Here is a 16,280-nt window from a genome sequence, read left to right on the forward strand (position 1 = left end):
GGCGGGTCAGAGACCGAGCAGGCGCCGCAGCGTCTCGGGCGGGGTGGAGGCGCCGGCGAAATCGTCGAACGCGCGGTCCGTCACATGGATGATGTGGTCGCGGATGAACGGCGCGCCTTCCCGCGCGCCGTCCTCGGGATGTTTCAGGCAGCATTCCCACTCCAGCACCGCCCAGCCGGGGAAGTCGTACTGGGCGAACTTCGAGAAGATCGCGCGGAAATCGACTTGTCCGTCGCCGAGGGAGCGGAACCGGCCCGGCCGGTCGACCCAGGATTGATAGCCACCGTAGACGCCGCTGCGCGCGTCCGGTCGGAACTCGGCATCCTTGACGTGGAACATCCCGATGCGCTCGTGGTAGCGATCGATGAAGCCGAGGTAGTCGAGCTGTTGCAGGAGCAGGTGGCTCGGATCGAAGAGGATCTTCGCTCGCGGGTGGCCATCCACCGCATCGAGGAAGCGTTCGAACGTCACGCCATCATGCAGGTCTTCGCCGGGATGGATCTCGAAGCAGAGGTCGACGCCCTGCTCGTCGAACACGTCGAGGATCGGGCGCCAGCGCCGTCCGAGTTCGACGAAGGCCTCTTCCACGAGTCCCGGCGGGCGCTGTGGCCACGGGTAGAAATACGGCCAAGCGAGCGCGCCCGAGAAGGTGGCGTGGGCCTTGAGACCAAGGCGCGCGCTGGCTTTCGCCGCGAGCTTCAGCTGGTCCACCGCCCATGCCTGGCGCGCGGCCGGGTTTCCGCGAATGGCTTCCGGTGCGAAGCCATCGAACAGGAGGTCGTAGGCCGGATGCACGGCGACCAGTTGCCCCTGCAGATGCGTAGAAAGCTCGGTGACTTGCAAGCCATGGCGATCGAGCATGGCGCCGATCTCGTCGCAGTAGGCCTGGCTGGTGGCGGCCCTGGCGAGGTCGAAGATATGCGGTGTGCTGGTGGGTATCTGCAAACCCGCATAGCCCAGACCGGCCGCCCACGCAGCGAGGGTATCCAGTTGGTTGAATGGCGCCTCGTCGCCGATGAACTGGGCGAGGAACAGGCCGGGGCCTTTGAGCGTTTTCATCGTGCCGCCTGCAATGAAATCGATTTCACGGATACTATCAGCGGAAATTCGCAAGATCATGATGCGGTGCGGCAGGACGGAACGGGGTAGCGCGTGGCCACCATTTACGACATCGCCAAGCTGGCCAAGGTCTCACCGGCCACCGTGTCGCGTGCGCTTAGCCAGCCCGACCTGGTTTCCGAAGCCACCCGCCGCCGCGTGCAGGCCGCGGTGGCCAGGCTCGGCTTCGTGCCGAACGCGGCCGCGAAGAGCCTGCGCACGCGACGCACGGGCAAACTCCTGGTGACCGTCCCCGACGTATCCAATCCGTTCTTCGCGGAAATCGTCAAGGGCGTCGAGGAAGCCGCGCAGCCGAAGGGCTATGCCGTGCTGCTCGGCGATACGCAGCAACAGCCGGAACGCGAAGAGAGCTATGCGCAGATCCTGCGTCGCCAGGAAGCCGATGGCCTCATCGTCCTCGGGCACCGCTTGCCTCCCACCGCGCGAGAACTCGTCGACGAACTCGGCGATGCGGCGCCCGTGGTGAATGGCTGCGAATTCACGCCCGACCTCGGTGTCCCCAGCGTGCACATCGACAATGGCGCCGCCGCGCACGTGGCGATGGAACATCTGTATGCCCTGGGCCATCGCCGCATCGGCATCGTGGGTGGGCCGGAGACGAATCCGCTGCATCATCAGCGCCTCGACGGTGCGCGCGGGGCGGCGAAGGTGCACCGGGCCGTGCGCTCATTGAGCGTTGAACGCGGCGATTTCTCCGTCGAATCGGGCTATGCGGCAGGCCGGAGATTGCTCGCCCTCCCGCAACGTCCTACCGCGGTGTTCTGCTTCAGCGACCAGATGGCCATGGGCGTGCTGGCCGCCTGCCGGGAGCACGGCGTGAACGTACCTGCGGACCTTTCCGTCGTCGGCTTCGACGATCTGCGGACGACACGCTACCTCGCGCCCGCACTCACCACCATCAGCCAACCCATGCGGTCGATCGGCCACGAAACGGTGCGCGTGCTGCTGGGCATCCTGGCCGGCAAGCCTCACCCCGATGGGGTCGAGCTGCCCTTCGAACTCATCGTTCGCGAATCGACGGCGCCCCCGCGATAACGTCTCGACACGGGGCGTTTCCCTGCCCTTACCGATGCAGCGGCACACCTTTGGTCGCTTTCTCGATCGCCTTGCGGGGACCGCGCAAGGCGATGCCCACGAGGTTCGGTGCATCGGCGTCTGCGGCGAGGAATGCCTCGCGATTGGCCGCGTCGTCGCCCGTGGAGAACATCGCCTCGACGTAGACGGCACGGACGATGTCACGGTCGATGGCGACCTTATGCGCATGGGCGAGCTGGGACGCGTCCGCTTCGAATACCAGCATCGGTTGCCCGAGCAGGCGCGCATACGTGCGCCCGGCCTCGTCGAGGTACGGTTCACCCATGGCTTCAGGTGCCGCGCCGGCGATGCCGGTGGCGAGGAAAGCGGCGACGTTCAGCCGTTGCCAGGTCTTGAGGTCGTTTCGGATGAGGATGGCGACGCGGGTATCGAAGGTGGTCATGGGACTATGGACGTTTCTGCGATGAAGCGAGTAAAACGCCGAATGAGGTTCGGTTAAATAGGTAAAGCATCGTATGCCAAGAAATCCGAAGGACCTTCAGCGAAAAGAGGGTGATACCGTCCGTCTCGACGCGATCGACCGAAAATTATTAGCCGCGTTGTCCATGGACGCGACGCTCAGTTACGCGGAACTGGCACGGCAGGTGCACCTTTCTCCGCCGGCCTTGCACGAGCGCGTGAAGCGCCTGCGCCGCGACGGTGTCATCAAGGCGACGGTGGCCTCGTTGGACGGCGTGAAAATCGGCCGACCCCTGCTCGCTTTCGTGCACGTGGATACGACGAGTTGGGCGGTGACACGCCAGCTTCTCGCGCTGAAGGCGTTTCCCGAAGTGGAGGAAATCCATACGGTGACCGGCGAGAGCGCCATGTTGCTCAAAGTGCGCACGGCGGACACCCGGGGCCTCGAGAACCTCCTGGAGAGAATCCACGCGATGGAAGGCTTCAAGGGCACGCGCAGCTACATTGCCCTCTCGACGTACCTCGAGCGTGGACCGAGCCCGGAGGAACCGACGGGGCCCATGTGATGTGCACAGGCCGATCCATTGTCGATGGCACCGTCGCCGGGGGTGCCGGCAACGGTGCCATCCTGGTTGATCGACGCGTTACTCGACGCCGGTCACCCAGACCTCCACGCGGCGGTTCGGTGCCAGGCATCCGATCAATTGCCCGCGCGGCGCGTCCTCGCAACCCTTAACCGGATCGGCCTCGCCCAGGCCCTCCGCGGTCACACGATCGGCGGGGATGCCCTTCGCCACGAGATAACGCTTCACCGCTTCGGCACGGCGCTGTGACAAGGCCCTGTTATAGGCATCGCCGCCAAGGCGATCGGTATAGCCAACGATGCGTACGGACCGCAGCTTGTCGCCTTGATCACGCAGCGTCGTAGCCATCTCGTCGAGACTGCCCCTGCCGACCGGCGACAACTCGGCGCTGTCGAATGCGAAGAGTGCATCGGCGGACAGCACGCGCGGCTTGCGCGCCGCCACCGGCTCGACGGCTGCCGGTGCGGGAGCCGGCGCCGCTTCCTTCAGGAAGTCGGCACACGCCTCGGGTTTCCAGTAAAAACTGCGAGCCAGCTTCCCGTCGTCGAACAACACCTTGTATTGGCACACGGTCACTTCATCGCTGCCGGTCTTACGGAAGTTAAACACGTAGTTCCACTCCCGCACGCCCCAGATGCCTTCGCTGAAGTGGGGATAGCCGATAAGATCGGATACCTGCTGTTTGTTGAGCCCCGACTTCACCTGTCGCAGGTTCGCCAGGTTGGGAAACGTGCCGCCCTTGTGCATGGGCGTGACCTCGCCCACTGCGGGCCACACCACTTCGCCTGCGGAGCGGCCGTCCTTCGCCACGTCGTGGCTGATGTTTCCACAGGCGGCCAACGCCAGCGCGAACGAAACCACGGAGATGCCTTTCAACGATGTGCGCATGTTCTTGATTCCTTGGATAGCATTCATGGGTTCGCTCCTCACCACACCACGCCCGCGCCAATGCCCGCGCCGGCATCGCCGCGCGAGTTCGTCGTGGCGTTGAGCTTCATGATGTAGCGTCCGCTTTCCGTGATCGTCGACATGCCGACGGCGATGCCGGTCTCGCCATGGAAGCTGCCGACCGCCACCGCCGCCGCGTTCTGGTTCGGCTGGTAGGCCTGCGGAAGGCTGGCCATGGCCATCGCCGAGGCGATGCCGGCGTTGGCGCGGTTGCCGATGCGGTTGAGTTCCTGGTCGACGCTCTGGAAGCGCTGGTCGACGTAGCTCTTGGTCCAGTTCTTCGCGCTCTCGATCGCCTGGTCCAACTGACCCACGTTCACCGCGTCGGTGCTGTTCACACCGGCCGCCACGTTGGTGACCGTGCGTTCGTTACCCACCGAACCGACCGAGACGGTGTTGGACTGGTTGGCCACCGAACCCGCGCCGATGGCGACGCTGTTGTCACCCGTGGCCGACGAACCGGCGCCGATCGCCGTGCTGTTGTCGCCCGTGGCGGTCGAGGCGGTGTTGTTGTCGCCGCTGTTCTGGTACGTGTTGTTGGTGTTGCCGCCACCGCCACCGGTGGGGAAGTTGTTGACGGCGTTCGACAGGTTGATGATCTGCGAGCCCAGCAACTCCAGCGTCTGGTTGGTCGCGTACAATTGCGAACCATTGATCGCGTCCGTGCTGCTGCCGCTGATCCGTCCAGCCGCCAGGTTGGTGATCGTACGCTCGGCGCCCGACGCGCCGACGCTCACCGTCGAGCCCGGTGTCGTGCCCGCGAACGCATAGGTGGTGCCGTTGAGCGTGGTGCTGGCCGTACCCACCGCCGCCTCCGTCGACGAACCCGCACCCAGCGCCACGCTACCGGCGAATGCCGCCTGCGAACCCGCGCCCAGGGCCAGCGCCTGGATACCGTTCGAGACTGCGTTGGTGCCCAGCGCGACACCATCGGCGAGGTTCACCGTGGCGTTCTGGCCGATCGCCGTGCCACCCGGTGCGGTCTGCTGCACGATCGCACCGTTACCCATGCCGATGCCGTTATCGCCGTTCACCGTGGTCTGCGGGCCGATCGCCACCGACTCGGCACCGGCCGCCAACGAATCGGAAGCGGTGGAGTTGGCATGGAAGTACTTGATCGGCGTTACCGAGAACGAGCTCATCGCGCCCTTCAGCTGACGCAAGGACACCGCATCCTGGTCTTGCGTGCCGTCCGCAAGGTTGGTGATCTGGCGGAAGTCCGTGGCGTTGCCCACCGATACAGCGCCGAGCAGCGTGCGGTCGGTGGTGTTGTAGGGAATCACGTTGGTGCCCACGAGGATCGAACCCGACGTGGGAGCGATCGCGCGATCGGACACGGCACCCGAACCCAGCGCCACGCCTCCCAGCACCGACACGCCCGTGCCCTGGCCCAGCGCCGTGGCGTTGTCGGCGGTGGCCGTCGCGCCGACACCTGCCGCCAGTGCGTTGATGCCGGTCGCACCGTCGTTGGCGTAGTTGCCGCCCTGCGTGCCGTTGTCGTTGACGCTGTAGTAGTGGATGGCGTTGGCCGCCACCGTGTCGTTCAGGGTTTCCAGCGCCTGGTTGGTGGCGAACAACTGTGAGCCATTGATCGCATCCGTGCTGTTGCCGTTCACCTGTCCTGCCGCGACGTTGGTGATGGTGCGCTCGGCGCCCACCGTGCCGACGCTCACCGTGCTGCCGGGCGTGTTGCCGGCGTACGCGTAGGTGTTACCTGCGATGGTTCCGCTGGCGGTCTGGACCACCGTACCGGTGGTGCTACCCGCACCCAAGGCCACATCGCCCACGTTGGCTCCCGCGGTGGCGCCGTTACCGATCGATACGGCGTTTTCCGTGTTGGCTGTCGACACAGGTCCGATCGCCACGCTGTTCAAGCCGTTCGGCAGCGAGTCGGCCAGGTTGGAATTGGCGTGGAAATACTTGATGCCACCGGTGTCGATCTGGTTGAAGACCTGCTGCAGCGACCCGTAAGTGTTGCCACCGTAGGTGATGCTGGCATTGATCGTGCCGGTGGCCGGATCGTAGGTGGTGCCGCCGCCGTAACTGTTCGCGATCGAATCACCGAGGTTGGTCACCGTGTTGCCCAGGTTGGTGACGCTGGTGCCGACGGTGCCGATCGCCTGGTTCGTCGCGAACAACTGGGAACCATTGATCGCATCCGTACTGCCGCCGTCGATGCGGCCCGCCGCCACGTTCGTGATGGTCCGCTCCGCACCGGCCGCGCCCACGCTCACCGTCGAGCCCGGTGTCGTGCCCGCGAACGCGTAGGTGGTGCCGTTGATCACCGTGTTGGTGGTACCCACCGCCGCGTCCGTCGCGGAACCCGCACCCAGCGCCACGCTACCGGCGAATGCCGCCTGCGAGCCCGGGCCCAGCGCCAACGCCTGGATACCGTTCGACACCGCATTGGTGCCCAGCGCCACGCCATCGGCGAGATTCACCGTCGCGTTCTGGCCGATCGCCGTGCCACCCGGTGCGGTCTGCTGCACGATCGCACCGTTGCCCATGCCGATGCCGTTATCGCCGTTCACCGTGGTCTGCGGACCGATAGCGACGGATTCGGCACCAATGGCCGCCGAGTCGGTGGCGGCGGAATTGGCGTGGAAGTACTTGATCGGCGTGACCGAGAATGAACTCATCGCCCCCTTCAACTGGCGCAAGGTCACCGCGTCCTGGTCTTCCGTGCCATCCGCCACGTTGGTGACCTGGCGGAAGTCCGTGGCGTTGCCGACGGACACGGAGCCAAGCAAGGTGCGATCGGTGGTGTTGTATGGAATGACGTTGGTGCCCACGAGGATCGAACCGGACGTCGGCGCGATGGCGCGGTCGGAGACGGCGCCGGAACCCAATGCGACGCCACCCAGCACGGACACGCCCGTGCCCTGGCCCAGCGCCGTACCATTGTCGGCGGTGGCCGTGGCACCGACACCCGCGGCCAGCGCATTGAGGCCGGTCGCGCCGTCGTTGGCGTAGTTCGCGCCCGGGGTGCCGTTGTCGTTGACGCTGTAATAGTGAACGGCGCTCGCTGATATGTCGCCACCGATCTGGTTGAAGATCTGCTGCAGCGAGGCATAGGTATTGCCGCCGTAGGTGACGTTGGTGGTGATGTTGCCCGTGCTGGGATCGTAGGTGGTGCCGCCGCCGATGGTCGTGGCGATGGTGTTACCGAGGTTCGTTACGGTGGTGCCCACTGTATCGATTGCCTGGTTGGCCGCGAACAACTGCGACCCATTGATGGCATCGGTGCTGCCGCCGTCGATGCGGCCTGCGGCCACGTTGGTGATGGTCCGCTCTGCGCCGGCGGCACCCACGCTCACCGTGCTTCCGGGCGTGGTGCCTGCGAACGCGTAGGTGGTGCCGTTGATGGTGGCGCTCGCCGTGCCCACCGCCGTCGTGGTGGTCGAACCGGAACCCAACGCGACGTCGTTGGCGTTGTTCGCCGTGGCGGTGTTGCCGAAGGCGACCGAGCCGGCGCCGAGTGCGCTGCTGGCGTTGCCCAGGGCTACCGAACCCACACCTTGGGCGTTGTTGCCGTTACCCGCCGCCACGGCGCCATCGCCGTTCGCCGTGTTGTTCGAACCGACGGTCACGGCGCCATTGCCGATGGCGGAGTTGGGATCGCCGATGGCCACCGCGCCGTTGCCGTTGGCGACCTGCGCTTCACCCAGGGCCACGGCGCCGAGACCACCGAGCACCTGCGAGTTATGACCGCCGGCGAACGAACCCGCGCCTGCGCCCGCGGCGACAGTGTTCGTATCGCCAATCGCGACGGTGGAGGCCGCTTGCGCCTGCGAGGACGTACCGGCCGCCACGCTGTTGGTGCCCGACGCGGTGTTCGCGCGGCCCAGCGCCAGCGCGTTCGTCGCTGTCGCGGAACTGCCGCCCACGGCGGTGCTGTTCGTGCCCGACGCCAGCGTGAAGTTACCTATGCCGACCGCGCCCACGCCGCTGGCGACGATGTCGATACCGAGCGCGATGGCGTTGTTCGCCGTGGCACCACCGCCCGCCACGCCGCTTTGAAGCGCGCCCACGTAGATGGAATTGATACCCGTCGCGTTTGCCTGCCTGCCGATGGCGATCGCGTCGGCCTGGCTAGCGTTCGCCTGCAAGCCCATGCCGATCGAGTAGACACCCGACGAAGTCACGTCCGTGCCGATGGCGATGGCCGATTCGGCCGATGCACCTGTCCCAACGGTGCGGGCTCCCAGGTAGACCGCATTGAGGGCCGTCGAATATGCCTGCCAGCCGATGGCGGTCGAATGGGCGAAAACCGCTTGCGACGAAAGACCCGCGGCTGTCGCTCCTTCCCCCGTGGCTACCGTGAATCCGCCCAGGGCGGTGGCCTGTCCGTTATTCGCGGCGGCGAACGTACCCAGGGCCACGGCATTGGGCGCACCGGTGACCTTCGCGCCCCAACCGCCCGCGAAGCTATTGGTCGAACCGGCATCGACCATGACGCCAGTATTGGCGCCGAGGGCAATGCTCCCCGCGCCAGCCGCGGTGATCTGGTTGCCGATGGCTGTCGAGTTGACGCCAGTCGCGTTGGTCGCATAACCGAGCGCGGTGCTTTCAAGACCGGTCGCATGAGCGGACAAGCCAAGCGCGACGTTCGACGAGTCGTTCGCGATGGCCTGGGTTCCGATGGCGATCGCGTTCGGACCAGAGGCCGTTACGTCCGTGCCGATGCCGATGGCACCGCCAGCGAGTGCGCCCGTGCCGTTGGCAGTACGCGCGCCAAGGTAGATCGAATTGACGGCATTGGAATAGGCGCCGAAGCCAACGGCTATTCCGTTCTGGGCATTTACAGTCGAGCTATAGCCGAGCGCAAGGGCGCCCAATACGTTGGCCCTTGCCAGCGACCCGACGGCCGTTGCCCCGATCCCGCTGGCGGCAGCCGAATACCCCATGCACGACGCGGTGCTGGCATAGGCGTTATAGGGCGCCGCCGTGCAATCGACCGCCTGTGCATCCGCCGCTCCGCTCCATCCGACCCATCCCGCGGCCATCAGCAGGGTCAGGGCCATGGGAGCCAGGCCGCGCGCAGGCGATCTGCCGCTTGCTTGTCCCGAACTGCCACCGCGATGGCATGTAGCGATCTCGGAAGCGACCACGAGCTGGTTCAGCGCGCGGTTCCAGACTTTGCTGTGGATCTTGTTCATACGATTTCCTTCTGCATGGGCTGATGCACCGAGGAGCGTGGTGGGGAACTGAAACGCAGGCGCGCAAAGGTCCGCGAACGCAGGAACGCGTCCGGATGGAGGGGTGCTTTCTTCTTATTTACGTCCGCGCGCGATCACGCGCGGACGTCACGCGTCCCATCGAACGACGGGACGTCTCAAGCCAGGCTTGGTCGTAATCGGTGATGCGCCGAGGGCGGGGGATGTTGGGCGCCGGTACGGGCAAAGCCGGGGTTCCCGGCTCGGGGAAAGCTGGAATGGCTTCGGCACAGGCGAGGGCCTGTCCGGATATTCCGCTCGCTAATCCACCTGGATGGGTACGAATTATCCATCGCGTGAGCTACTCCCCCTGCAGCTTTCTTCCATGGTTCAGCCGGCATGGATGCCGGAACCTGACCCGTGGTTTTTTTATAGCGCAATTACTCCTACAGGAGAGATATGCACGATCTAAATCGTGACACTCTTCTCACAAAATCATCACGTTTTCTTGATGTCGATTTTCAGGACAAACGTGGCACGGCGGTTGCTTCAACGCGCAAAAGATGTGCCGTTTCGGCAAACTCGGTACGGGGCAAGAGGCGAAGCCTCCTGCCCCGACGGCATCAATCCTTCTTGCTCACCGCGTCGGCGGCTTCCTCGATCACCTTGGCCACCTCGCGCGGATGCGAAAGCAGCGAAACGTGACTCGAAGGGAGCACCGTGGTATGCGCGTTCATCCGCTTCGCCACGTCGCGCTCCAGCTGCGGGTTGATGACCCGGTCGTTGGCCGAGACGATGTACCAGGTGGGATGGGTTTTCCATGCGGCGGTGGTGACCTTGTCGCCGAACGTGCTGGCGGCCAGCGCGCCCTGCGTCACTGCCAGCGTCTTCGCCTCGACTCGCGGAAGGTCGGGTGCGAAGTTCTCGAGCACGCCCTGCTCCGTCTGGTAGAGGAAGCCATGGCCATCGTCACGGATGGTGCCGAGCGCCGGCGTCTTCGCGTATGCGTTGACCAGTTCTCCGGCCGACTGGCCATCGTCGTTGGCGAACGCCGCGACATAGACGAGCGCCGCGACCTTGGGATCGTTACCGGCTTCGGTGATCACCGTGCCGGCCCAGCTGTGGCCGACGAGAACCACCGGCGCCGTGGCCGACTGCAATACCTGCTTCGTGGCGGCGACGTCCGCGGCCAGCGAAGTGAGCGGATTCTGCACCGCGAGCACGGTGTAGCCCTTGGCCTGCAGCAGCGGAATGACCTTGCTCCAGCTGGAGCCGTCCGCCCATGCGCCATGGACGAGGACGATGGTCGGCCTGGCGGCTTCCGCGGCCTGCGCGGAAGCGAACGAGGCGCCAGCGAGTGCGATCGCCGTGGTCAGGCGAAACAAGATGTTCTTTTTCAAGGGTTGCTCCTGGTGGTGAAGGGTCGGGTGACCTTTCAGGAGCTTAGGGAGCCGCTGTCGTGTGCGATTGAAATATCGGCAGGCGTTCGCACGGGCGAAGCAGCAGATATCACCAACCGTTTCAGTTCGCCGCGCCATGGATTTCGGCGACGTACCCGCCGGGGAACCTGACCATCGCCGCACGCCGATCACCCTCGGCGTGCGCTGCCACGACCACCGTCGCACCGCTGTCACGCGCACGGCGCAAGGTGGCGTCCAGGTCGCCTACCTCGTACCCGGTGAGTTCCGTGCCGTAAGGCCAGTCGAGATGCCCATCGGTCACCAGTACCGTGGCCTTGCCGAACCCCGAGACGATGCGGATGCGCCGGTACGTGCCTCCGCTACGGCCGATCTCGACCGCGGACGCCTTGCGATCGTCCGATACGACCTTGCCATGCGCGAACGCGACGAAGGCCTTCACGAACGCATCGGCCGACTGGACCGGCAGGTAGATCCGGTTCTCCGGCACGTGTTCGAGCGGGGCCGAAGTCGACTTCGCCGTATGCCAGTAGAGCTGCGTGTTGACGCCACCCGGAAAGCTGACCACGGCGTCGCGTCCGATGGGATCGTCGAACGGCGCTACCAGCGTCGCGGCGCCGGCCGCGTTGGCCGCCTTGACGGCGTCGTCCACGTTGGTGACCAGATAGCCCGTGCGCTCCAGCCCGAACGGATACGGTACCGGCGTCTGGAAGCCGAAGACGGAGATCGCACCGGAAGGCGTCCGCACCACTTGCGATAGCGTCTTCGACGGTGTCGGCGTCACCGTGACGGCCACGGGCGTCGTCGGCTGGCCTTCGAACGTGGCGGTGAAACTGCGAACGAAGGCGTCCATGTCCCCGGCGGAAACGTAAACATGGGTGGTGTCGTATTGCGGACCTACCGAGACATCCCGCGTGGACGCGAAGGTTGCCGGCGTGACGGCCAGTGCGAGGGATAAGAAGAAAGCCTGTGTTCGCGTCATGGTGAATTGCTGCGCCTTCGGTAGACGTTCGGTGTGATGCCCATGGCGCTCTTGAAGGCTCGCGTGAAGTGGGCCTGGTCGTTGAAGCCGAAGGCGATGGCTATATCGGCGATGGCTTCGTCGGAGTGTATGAGACGGTGGCACGCTTGTTCCAGACGCTTTCCATGGCGCCAGCGATGTGGACTCACGCCGAAGGTCGCCTTGAACGCGCGGGTGAAATACCCTCGCGACAGGTTACACGCCGTCGCTAGTTCGGTGACCGCCAGTGGCGCGTCGAGTCGTGACAGCGCCAGTTCCTTCACGGTCTTTACTTGCCAAGGCGCCAGGCCGGTCCCGGGGCGCCGGGCGCCATGCCCCTGGGTGGACTCGCGGTGTATGCGCAATGCCTGCGCGATGTAGTGCGCACAGGCGGCGCGGTCCGCGCGGTCGAAATCGGCGAGCTGGCGGAGCGCCTGGTTCAGGAGCTGCCGCACCACGCGCGTCCGGGCATGGCTTGGGTTGTTACGCGGCGCGATCGCTTCGTGTTGCATCTTGCCTGGGATGCTATCCGGCCATGTCACGTGCGTGACCCCCTGGATGGGGGGACGCGCTTACCGGCAGGTCAACGGAACCACGGCCTCGAGCGCAGGCGCGCCACCGTCCGCTCGGGTAACCAGTAGGCCACGGGGCCCGGCACGCGCAGCATCGCCTGCGTACCCTTCGGCGAACGGGGACGAATCGTCAGGCGGCTGGCGAGCTTCTCGGCTCGTTCGCGAATGCCGATCAGCCCGAACGACGGTCGATCGCCGGTACGGCCGCCTTGCATGCCCTTGCCGTCATCGCGCACTTCCACTTCGAACCGACGCCGCGCGAAGGTGATCCGCACGTCCACCCGTTCCGCCTGCGCGTGCCGTGCGGCGTTGGACAGAAGCTCGAAAACGATCGCCTCGATATCGTCTTCCGCGGCGGGATTCAACGAACGCGGCCGGCCCGCCGTCGAAACCGCGATGACGGCGGCATCATCGGCCATGACCTCGGCGGCGTATGCCTGAAGCCGCTCGGCGAGGCTGCTGGCATCGCCTCGCGTACCGCGCAGGCCGACGATCTTGCGCCGACCCTCGACGAGGGCATCCTGTGTCGCCTTCAAGGCGAGTTCCAGCTTGTCGCGCGTCTCGGGCTCCTTGATGGTGTCGGCGGCAACCTTCACCCGCAGCAGCACGCCCTGCATGCTTTGCAGCAGGGTGTCATGCAGGTCGCGCGCGATGCGCTCGCGTTCCAGCAGCCGCGCACAGATCAATATGCCCAGGCTCCGCAGCCGCCAGAGGTATGCGAGGTACAGCAGGCCGAGCAAGGCCAGGCCGCAGAGCGTCCTGAACCACCATGACTGGTAAAAGAAAGGCGCGATACGTATGTCGACGGCAGCGGGAACGCGAGACCAGACGCCGTCCTCGTTCGCCGCCTTGAGTTCGAAGCGGTAAGCGCCCGGACCCAGGTTGGTGTACGAGACATGACGGACGTTGCCGACATCCTGCCACGCCGTTTCGAGTCCTTGCAGGCGATAGGCGAAGTGTGCGCGCGTCGGCACGCCGAGCACCGGCGCGGAATACGCGATCTCCAGACGACGGCTCCCGGCGGGCAGTTCGACCGGCCCATCCACGCGTTCGCCGTTGATTTCCCGCACGACGGCCACGGGGGCGATCATGTTGCGAGGAATGCGATCCGCGTCGATGGAAGCGATGCCGGTGTCGGAGGCGATCCAGAGCAGACCGTCCGACCCCGGCACCAGTGACGGCGCCGGTCGCGAATCACGCACGCCCTGGAGTCCATCCCGTTCGTCGAAGCGCTCGTAGCCGACCTCGCTATCGTGCGCCCGCCACCAGGCAGCCATCGAGGCAGGATCGACGCGGTAGAGCCCATGGATCGTGTTGATCCACAACGATCCGTCCGGACGCTGCACGATGCCGGAGGCTTCGCGGACGGTTTCCCCGCCGCGCAAGCGCAGGTTCGCGATCGGTTCGCCGGGATGGAAGAACTGGACGCCACGCTGGCCCGTGATCCACACGCCACCATCGTGCGGCCAGATCGCGTAGATGTGGCCAACGTCGATGCCATCGGTGGTGGTGAACACTCGGGCTTCCCTACCATCGTCCTCGGACATCGCGAGCGTGTTGTCGTTATAGGCCAGCCACAACCCGTGATCGGTGCGCCGCGCGATCGCCCACAGGTGGTTCGGCCGGTCCGGCAGGCCGGCATCGGCACCCATCAGGCGTGCGTCGCCGTCCTTGTGCCGATACGCGGGGCCGATGCCGACCCAGACCGATCCGTCGCGAGCTTGCGCCAGGGCGCGGAATCCGGTGTCACCCGCGCGGATCGACGGAAACAGCGGAATATGCGCCACCGTCCGGCCGTCCATACGAACGAGGCCGCCACTGCCGACCATCAGCACCGAGCCGTCCGTGCCCGTCGCCGCGACACCGACGCGCTTGCCCGCCCCGGGCCAGGTGCGTGGACTGCCGCTACCGAACTCCATCACGGTGTCGTTGAGCCGGCTGGCCCAGAGGTGGCCGCGTCCGTCCACGGCGATGGCGGGCAGGTAGCTGTCGGCGGGCAGGGCCAGGCGGCGGAACTTGCCCAGCCGGAACTGCTCGATGGTGGCGGGCGTGGAGACCCAGAGGTTGCCTTCACGATCGCGCAGCGTGGCCAGTGCCTGCGCTCCGCCCAGGCCCTGGGCGCGGGCATACGACTCCCTGAGCGGCGGCTCGCTCGGGTCTCCGCTGCCCGGCCAGGAAAGGCGCTCGATGCCTGTCTCAGTGCCGACCCAGAGCGCGCCTTCGCCATCGACTACTTCGTCGGCGATCATCGTGTCGGGACGCCACGACGTGCCCTTTCGGCCCAGCACGGCCTCCCGTGCCACTTCGATCGTCGACGGTGCAAAGTCCTTCTCGCCCGGGCCGAGGCGCCAGGCCGTACGGTCGTTCGTTGCACGGCTCAAGAGGAACAGCGAACCATCCGGCGCGTGTATCGCCTGCATGAAGGGCCCAGCCTTCCGGTTCCGCCACTGCGCGCCGTCGAAGCGATAGGCGGCACGCGGGGTCACCGCCCAGAGCGAACCGTCGGCCCGTTCGGCGAATTGCATCACCGTCGACTTGTCGCCGTCGAGCGAGTAGACGGTGGCCTTTCCATGGTCGACATGCGTGATGTAGCCGTGCCGGTCGCCAACCCACAGGCTGCCATCCCGCGCGGCGAGCAAGGACATGATCGACTGCTGGGGCAGCCGTTCCGTCAGGCTGCCGTCGAAGGACACGCCATCGAACCGGAACAACCCCGTCGACCCGCCAAACCACAGGAAGCCGTCACGGTCCTGGGCCATCGCCTTGATTTCCGCGGGCGCGCCATCTTTCGCGGTGAAAATCGTGTGCTGCCATTGAGCGATCGGCGTTACCGGTGCCGCGGCCACGGCGGCGCCGGTCCATGCGAACAGCCCGAACAGGGAAAGAAACGTCAGCCTTGCCAGCGAGCGGCGTGCCATGAGGAAAACCCGGGAAGCGAGAGCTATTCTGACCTCTGCCACGGCGCGCTTCCAGCACCATGGCCAGAACCGCGCGGGCCGGCTAGGGTAAGCTCGCGCCCTTACCGATTCGACGGCCTCCATGACCGCACGGCCTCTTAGCATCCTGGTTGTCGACGACCATCCGCTCTTTCGCGCGGGTGTGGTGGCGATGTTGTCTTCCGATCCAGGCATGGTCGTGGCGGGTGAAGCGGACACGGGGAAGTCGGCGATCGAGGCGTTCCGGACCCTGCGTCCGGATGTCGCCGTGGTGGACCTGATGTTGCCCGACCTGTCCGGTGATCAGGTCATCGTCGCGATGCGGTCGATCGACCCGCTGGCCAAGGTCGTCATGCTGACCACCTACGCAGGCGATGCGTCCGCGCGACGCGCGCTGGCCGCGGGGGCCCAAGGCTATCTCCTGAAAACCTCGCTTGCCGACGACCTCGTCTCGACCGTGCGGTCCATCTACGCCGGCGAACAACGGGTGTCCTCCGAGGTGGCGCAACAGTTGGCGGAACACAGCGCCGACGAATGCCTCACCGAGCGGGAGATCAGCGCCGACGAATGCCTCACCGAGCGGGAGATCGCCGTGCTGCGCGGCGTTGGCGCGGGCTTGTCGAACAAGCAGATCGCGCAGCGCCTGGGGCTATCCCCGGAAACGGTGAAGGAATACCTGTCGAACGCGATGGGCAAACTGCACGCCAGCAATCCCTCGCATGCGCTGGCCATCGCGCTGGAGCGGGGGTTCTTCCGTTAGGCCAACTCGTGAGAAGGCGGGGTTGGGAATTCAATGCCCATCGATGAAATCGACGAGTGCGCGCGTGACGAATGCCGAGGATTCCAGATTGGGAATATGACCTGCGTCGGGAACCTCCACGTATCGGCAACCCGCCAGTCGCGCCATATGAATGGATTCGGCCGGAGGACGTATTTTGTCGTGCTCTCCGCATAACACCATCATCGAATCGCCGGCGATGTATTTCAGGCCCGCGAGTAAGCTGCGGCGCTCGAAGATCATGCGGCCGATGGGAACGATGCTCCGCTTCAGTT

Annotated in this window: 12 protein-coding genes; 3 read left to right on the forward strand and 9 right to left on the reverse strand. The window is 65.7% G+C overall.

Translation table 11 applies throughout. From position 1 onward, the window contains the following. Positions 1-6: 6 nt before the first annotated feature. On the reverse strand, positions 7-1,059 hold the full coding sequence (locus QFZ41_RS09695) for a sugar phosphate isomerase/epimerase family protein (RefSeq protein ID WP_429198572.1): 1,053 nt from the start codon (positions 1,057-1,059) through the stop codon (positions 7-9). A gap of 93 nt (positions 1,060-1,152) precedes the next feature. Here QFZ41_RS09695 and QFZ41_RS09700 point away from each other — a divergent pair, with 93 nt between their 5' ends. Beyond that, positions 1,153-2,154 (forward strand): LacI family DNA-binding transcriptional regulator, encoded by a 1,002-nt coding sequence (locus QFZ41_RS09700; RefSeq protein WP_429198573.1) that lies wholly within the window; start codon positions 1,153-1,155, stop codon positions 2,152-2,154. A gap of 28 nt (positions 2,155-2,182) precedes the next feature. Here the strand turns inward: QFZ41_RS09700 and QFZ41_RS09705 are convergent, their stop codons facing one another. After that, the gene (locus tag QFZ41_RS09705) at positions 2,183-2,596 is read right to left on the reverse strand and encodes a DUF2000 family protein (RefSeq protein WP_429198574.1); all 414 of its coding nucleotides are present in this window, start codon (positions 2,594-2,596) and stop codon (positions 2,183-2,185) included. 73 nt (positions 2,597-2,669) lie between these two features. Here QFZ41_RS09705 and QFZ41_RS09710 point away from each other — a divergent pair, with 73 nt between their 5' ends. Then, complete coding sequence (locus tag QFZ41_RS09710; RefSeq protein ID WP_429198575.1) at positions 2,670-3,179, forward strand: Lrp/AsnC family transcriptional regulator; 510 nt, start codon at positions 2,670-2,672, stop codon at positions 3,177-3,179. 78 nt (positions 3,180-3,257) lie between these two features. On the opposite strand, the gene QFZ41_RS09715 is transcribed toward QFZ41_RS09710, so the two are convergent. The 6 genes from QFZ41_RS09715 to QFZ41_RS09740 form a co-directional block, all read right to left on the reverse strand. Further along, positions 3,258-4,112 carry an OmpA family protein gene (locus QFZ41_RS09715; protein WP_429198576.1) on the reverse strand — a complete coding sequence of 285 codons (855 nt, stop codon included), beginning with the start codon at positions 4,110-4,112 and terminating at the stop codon, positions 3,258-3,260. Between the two features lie 11 nt (positions 4,113-4,123). Continuing rightward, positions 4,124-9,304, reverse strand: coding sequence for a YadA-like family protein (locus QFZ41_RS09720; protein ID WP_429198577.1), 5,181 nt, complete (start codon positions 9,302-9,304; stop codon positions 4,124-4,126). Between the two features lie 620 nt (positions 9,305-9,924). After that, positions 9,925-10,701, reverse strand: coding sequence for an alpha/beta fold hydrolase (locus QFZ41_RS09725; protein WP_429198578.1), 777 nt, complete (start codon positions 10,699-10,701; stop codon positions 9,925-9,927). A 121-nt stretch (positions 10,702-10,822) separates the two neighbouring features. Next, positions 10,823-11,701 (reverse strand): glyoxalase, encoded by an 879-nt coding sequence (locus tag QFZ41_RS09730; protein ID WP_429198579.1) that lies wholly within the window; start codon positions 11,699-11,701, stop codon positions 10,823-10,825. Next, positions 11,698-12,231, reverse strand: a complete 534-nt coding sequence (locus tag QFZ41_RS09735; RefSeq protein WP_429198580.1) for a helix-turn-helix domain-containing protein — start codon at positions 12,229-12,231, stop codon at positions 11,698-11,700. Before QFZ41_RS09735 ends, QFZ41_RS09730 begins: the two co-directional genes overlap by 4 nt. 71 nt (positions 12,232-12,302) lie before the next feature. Next, entirely contained in the window at positions 12,303-15,209 is a 2,907-nt protein-coding gene (locus tag QFZ41_RS09740) for a sensor histidine kinase (RefSeq protein WP_429198581.1), read from the reverse strand. A gap of 121 nt (positions 15,210-15,330) precedes the next feature. On the opposite strand from QFZ41_RS09740, the gene QFZ41_RS09745 reads away from it, so the two are divergent. Continuing rightward, on the forward strand, positions 15,331-15,987 hold the full coding sequence (locus QFZ41_RS09745) for a response regulator transcription factor (protein WP_429198582.1): 657 nt from the start codon (positions 15,331-15,333) through the stop codon (positions 15,985-15,987). Positions 15,988-16,017: 30 nt separating this feature from the next. On the opposite strand, the gene QFZ41_RS09750 is transcribed toward QFZ41_RS09745, so the two are convergent. Further along, entirely contained in the window at positions 16,018-16,248 is a 231-nt protein-coding gene (locus tag QFZ41_RS09750; protein WP_429200302.1) for an alpha/beta fold hydrolase, read from the reverse strand. Between the last annotated feature and the right edge of the window lie 32 nt (positions 16,249-16,280).

The sequence above is a fragment of the Luteibacter sp. W1I16 genome, assembly GCF_050434905.1.
GTDB lineage: Bacteria > Pseudomonadota > Gammaproteobacteria > Xanthomonadales > Rhodanobacteraceae > Luteibacter.

Excerpts from the sequence above, each read along its gene's own strand:
- QFZ41_RS09735 (WP_429198580.1), bottom strand. The coding sequence starts at position 12,231 with ATGCAACACGAAGCGATCGCGCCGCGTAACAACCCAAGCCATGCCCGG.
- QFZ41_RS09740 (WP_429198581.1), bottom strand. The coding sequence starts at position 15,209 with ATGGCACGCCGCTCGCTGGCAAGGCTGACGTTTCTTTCCCTGTTCGGG.
- QFZ41_RS09720 (WP_429198577.1), bottom strand. The coding sequence starts at position 9,304 with ATGAACAAGATCCACAGCAAAGTCTGGAACCGCGCGCTGAACCAGCTC.
- QFZ41_RS09745 (WP_429198582.1), top strand. The coding sequence starts at position 15,331 with ATGACCGCACGGCCTCTTAGCATCCTGGTTGTCGACGACCATCCGCTC.
- QFZ41_RS09715 (WP_429198576.1), bottom strand. The coding sequence starts at position 4,112 with ATGAATGCTATCCAAGGAATCAAGAACATGCGCACATCGTTGAAAGGC.
- QFZ41_RS09710 (WP_429198575.1), top strand. The coding sequence starts at position 2,670 with ATGCCAAGAAATCCGAAGGACCTTCAGCGAAAAGAGGGTGATACCGTC.
- QFZ41_RS09705 (WP_429198574.1), bottom strand. The coding sequence starts at position 2,596 with ATGACCACCTTCGATACCCGCGTCGCCATCCTCATCCGAAACGACCTC.
- QFZ41_RS09730 (WP_429198579.1), bottom strand. The coding sequence starts at position 11,701 with ATGACGCGAACACAGGCTTTCTTCTTATCCCTCGCACTGGCCGTCACG.
- QFZ41_RS09695 (WP_429198572.1), bottom strand. The coding sequence starts at position 1,059 with ATGAAAACGCTCAAAGGCCCCGGCCTGTTCCTCGCCCAGTTCATCGGC.
- QFZ41_RS09750 (WP_429200302.1), bottom strand. The coding sequence starts at position 16,248 with ATGATCTTCGAGCGCCGCAGCTTACTCGCGGGCCTGAAATACATCGCC.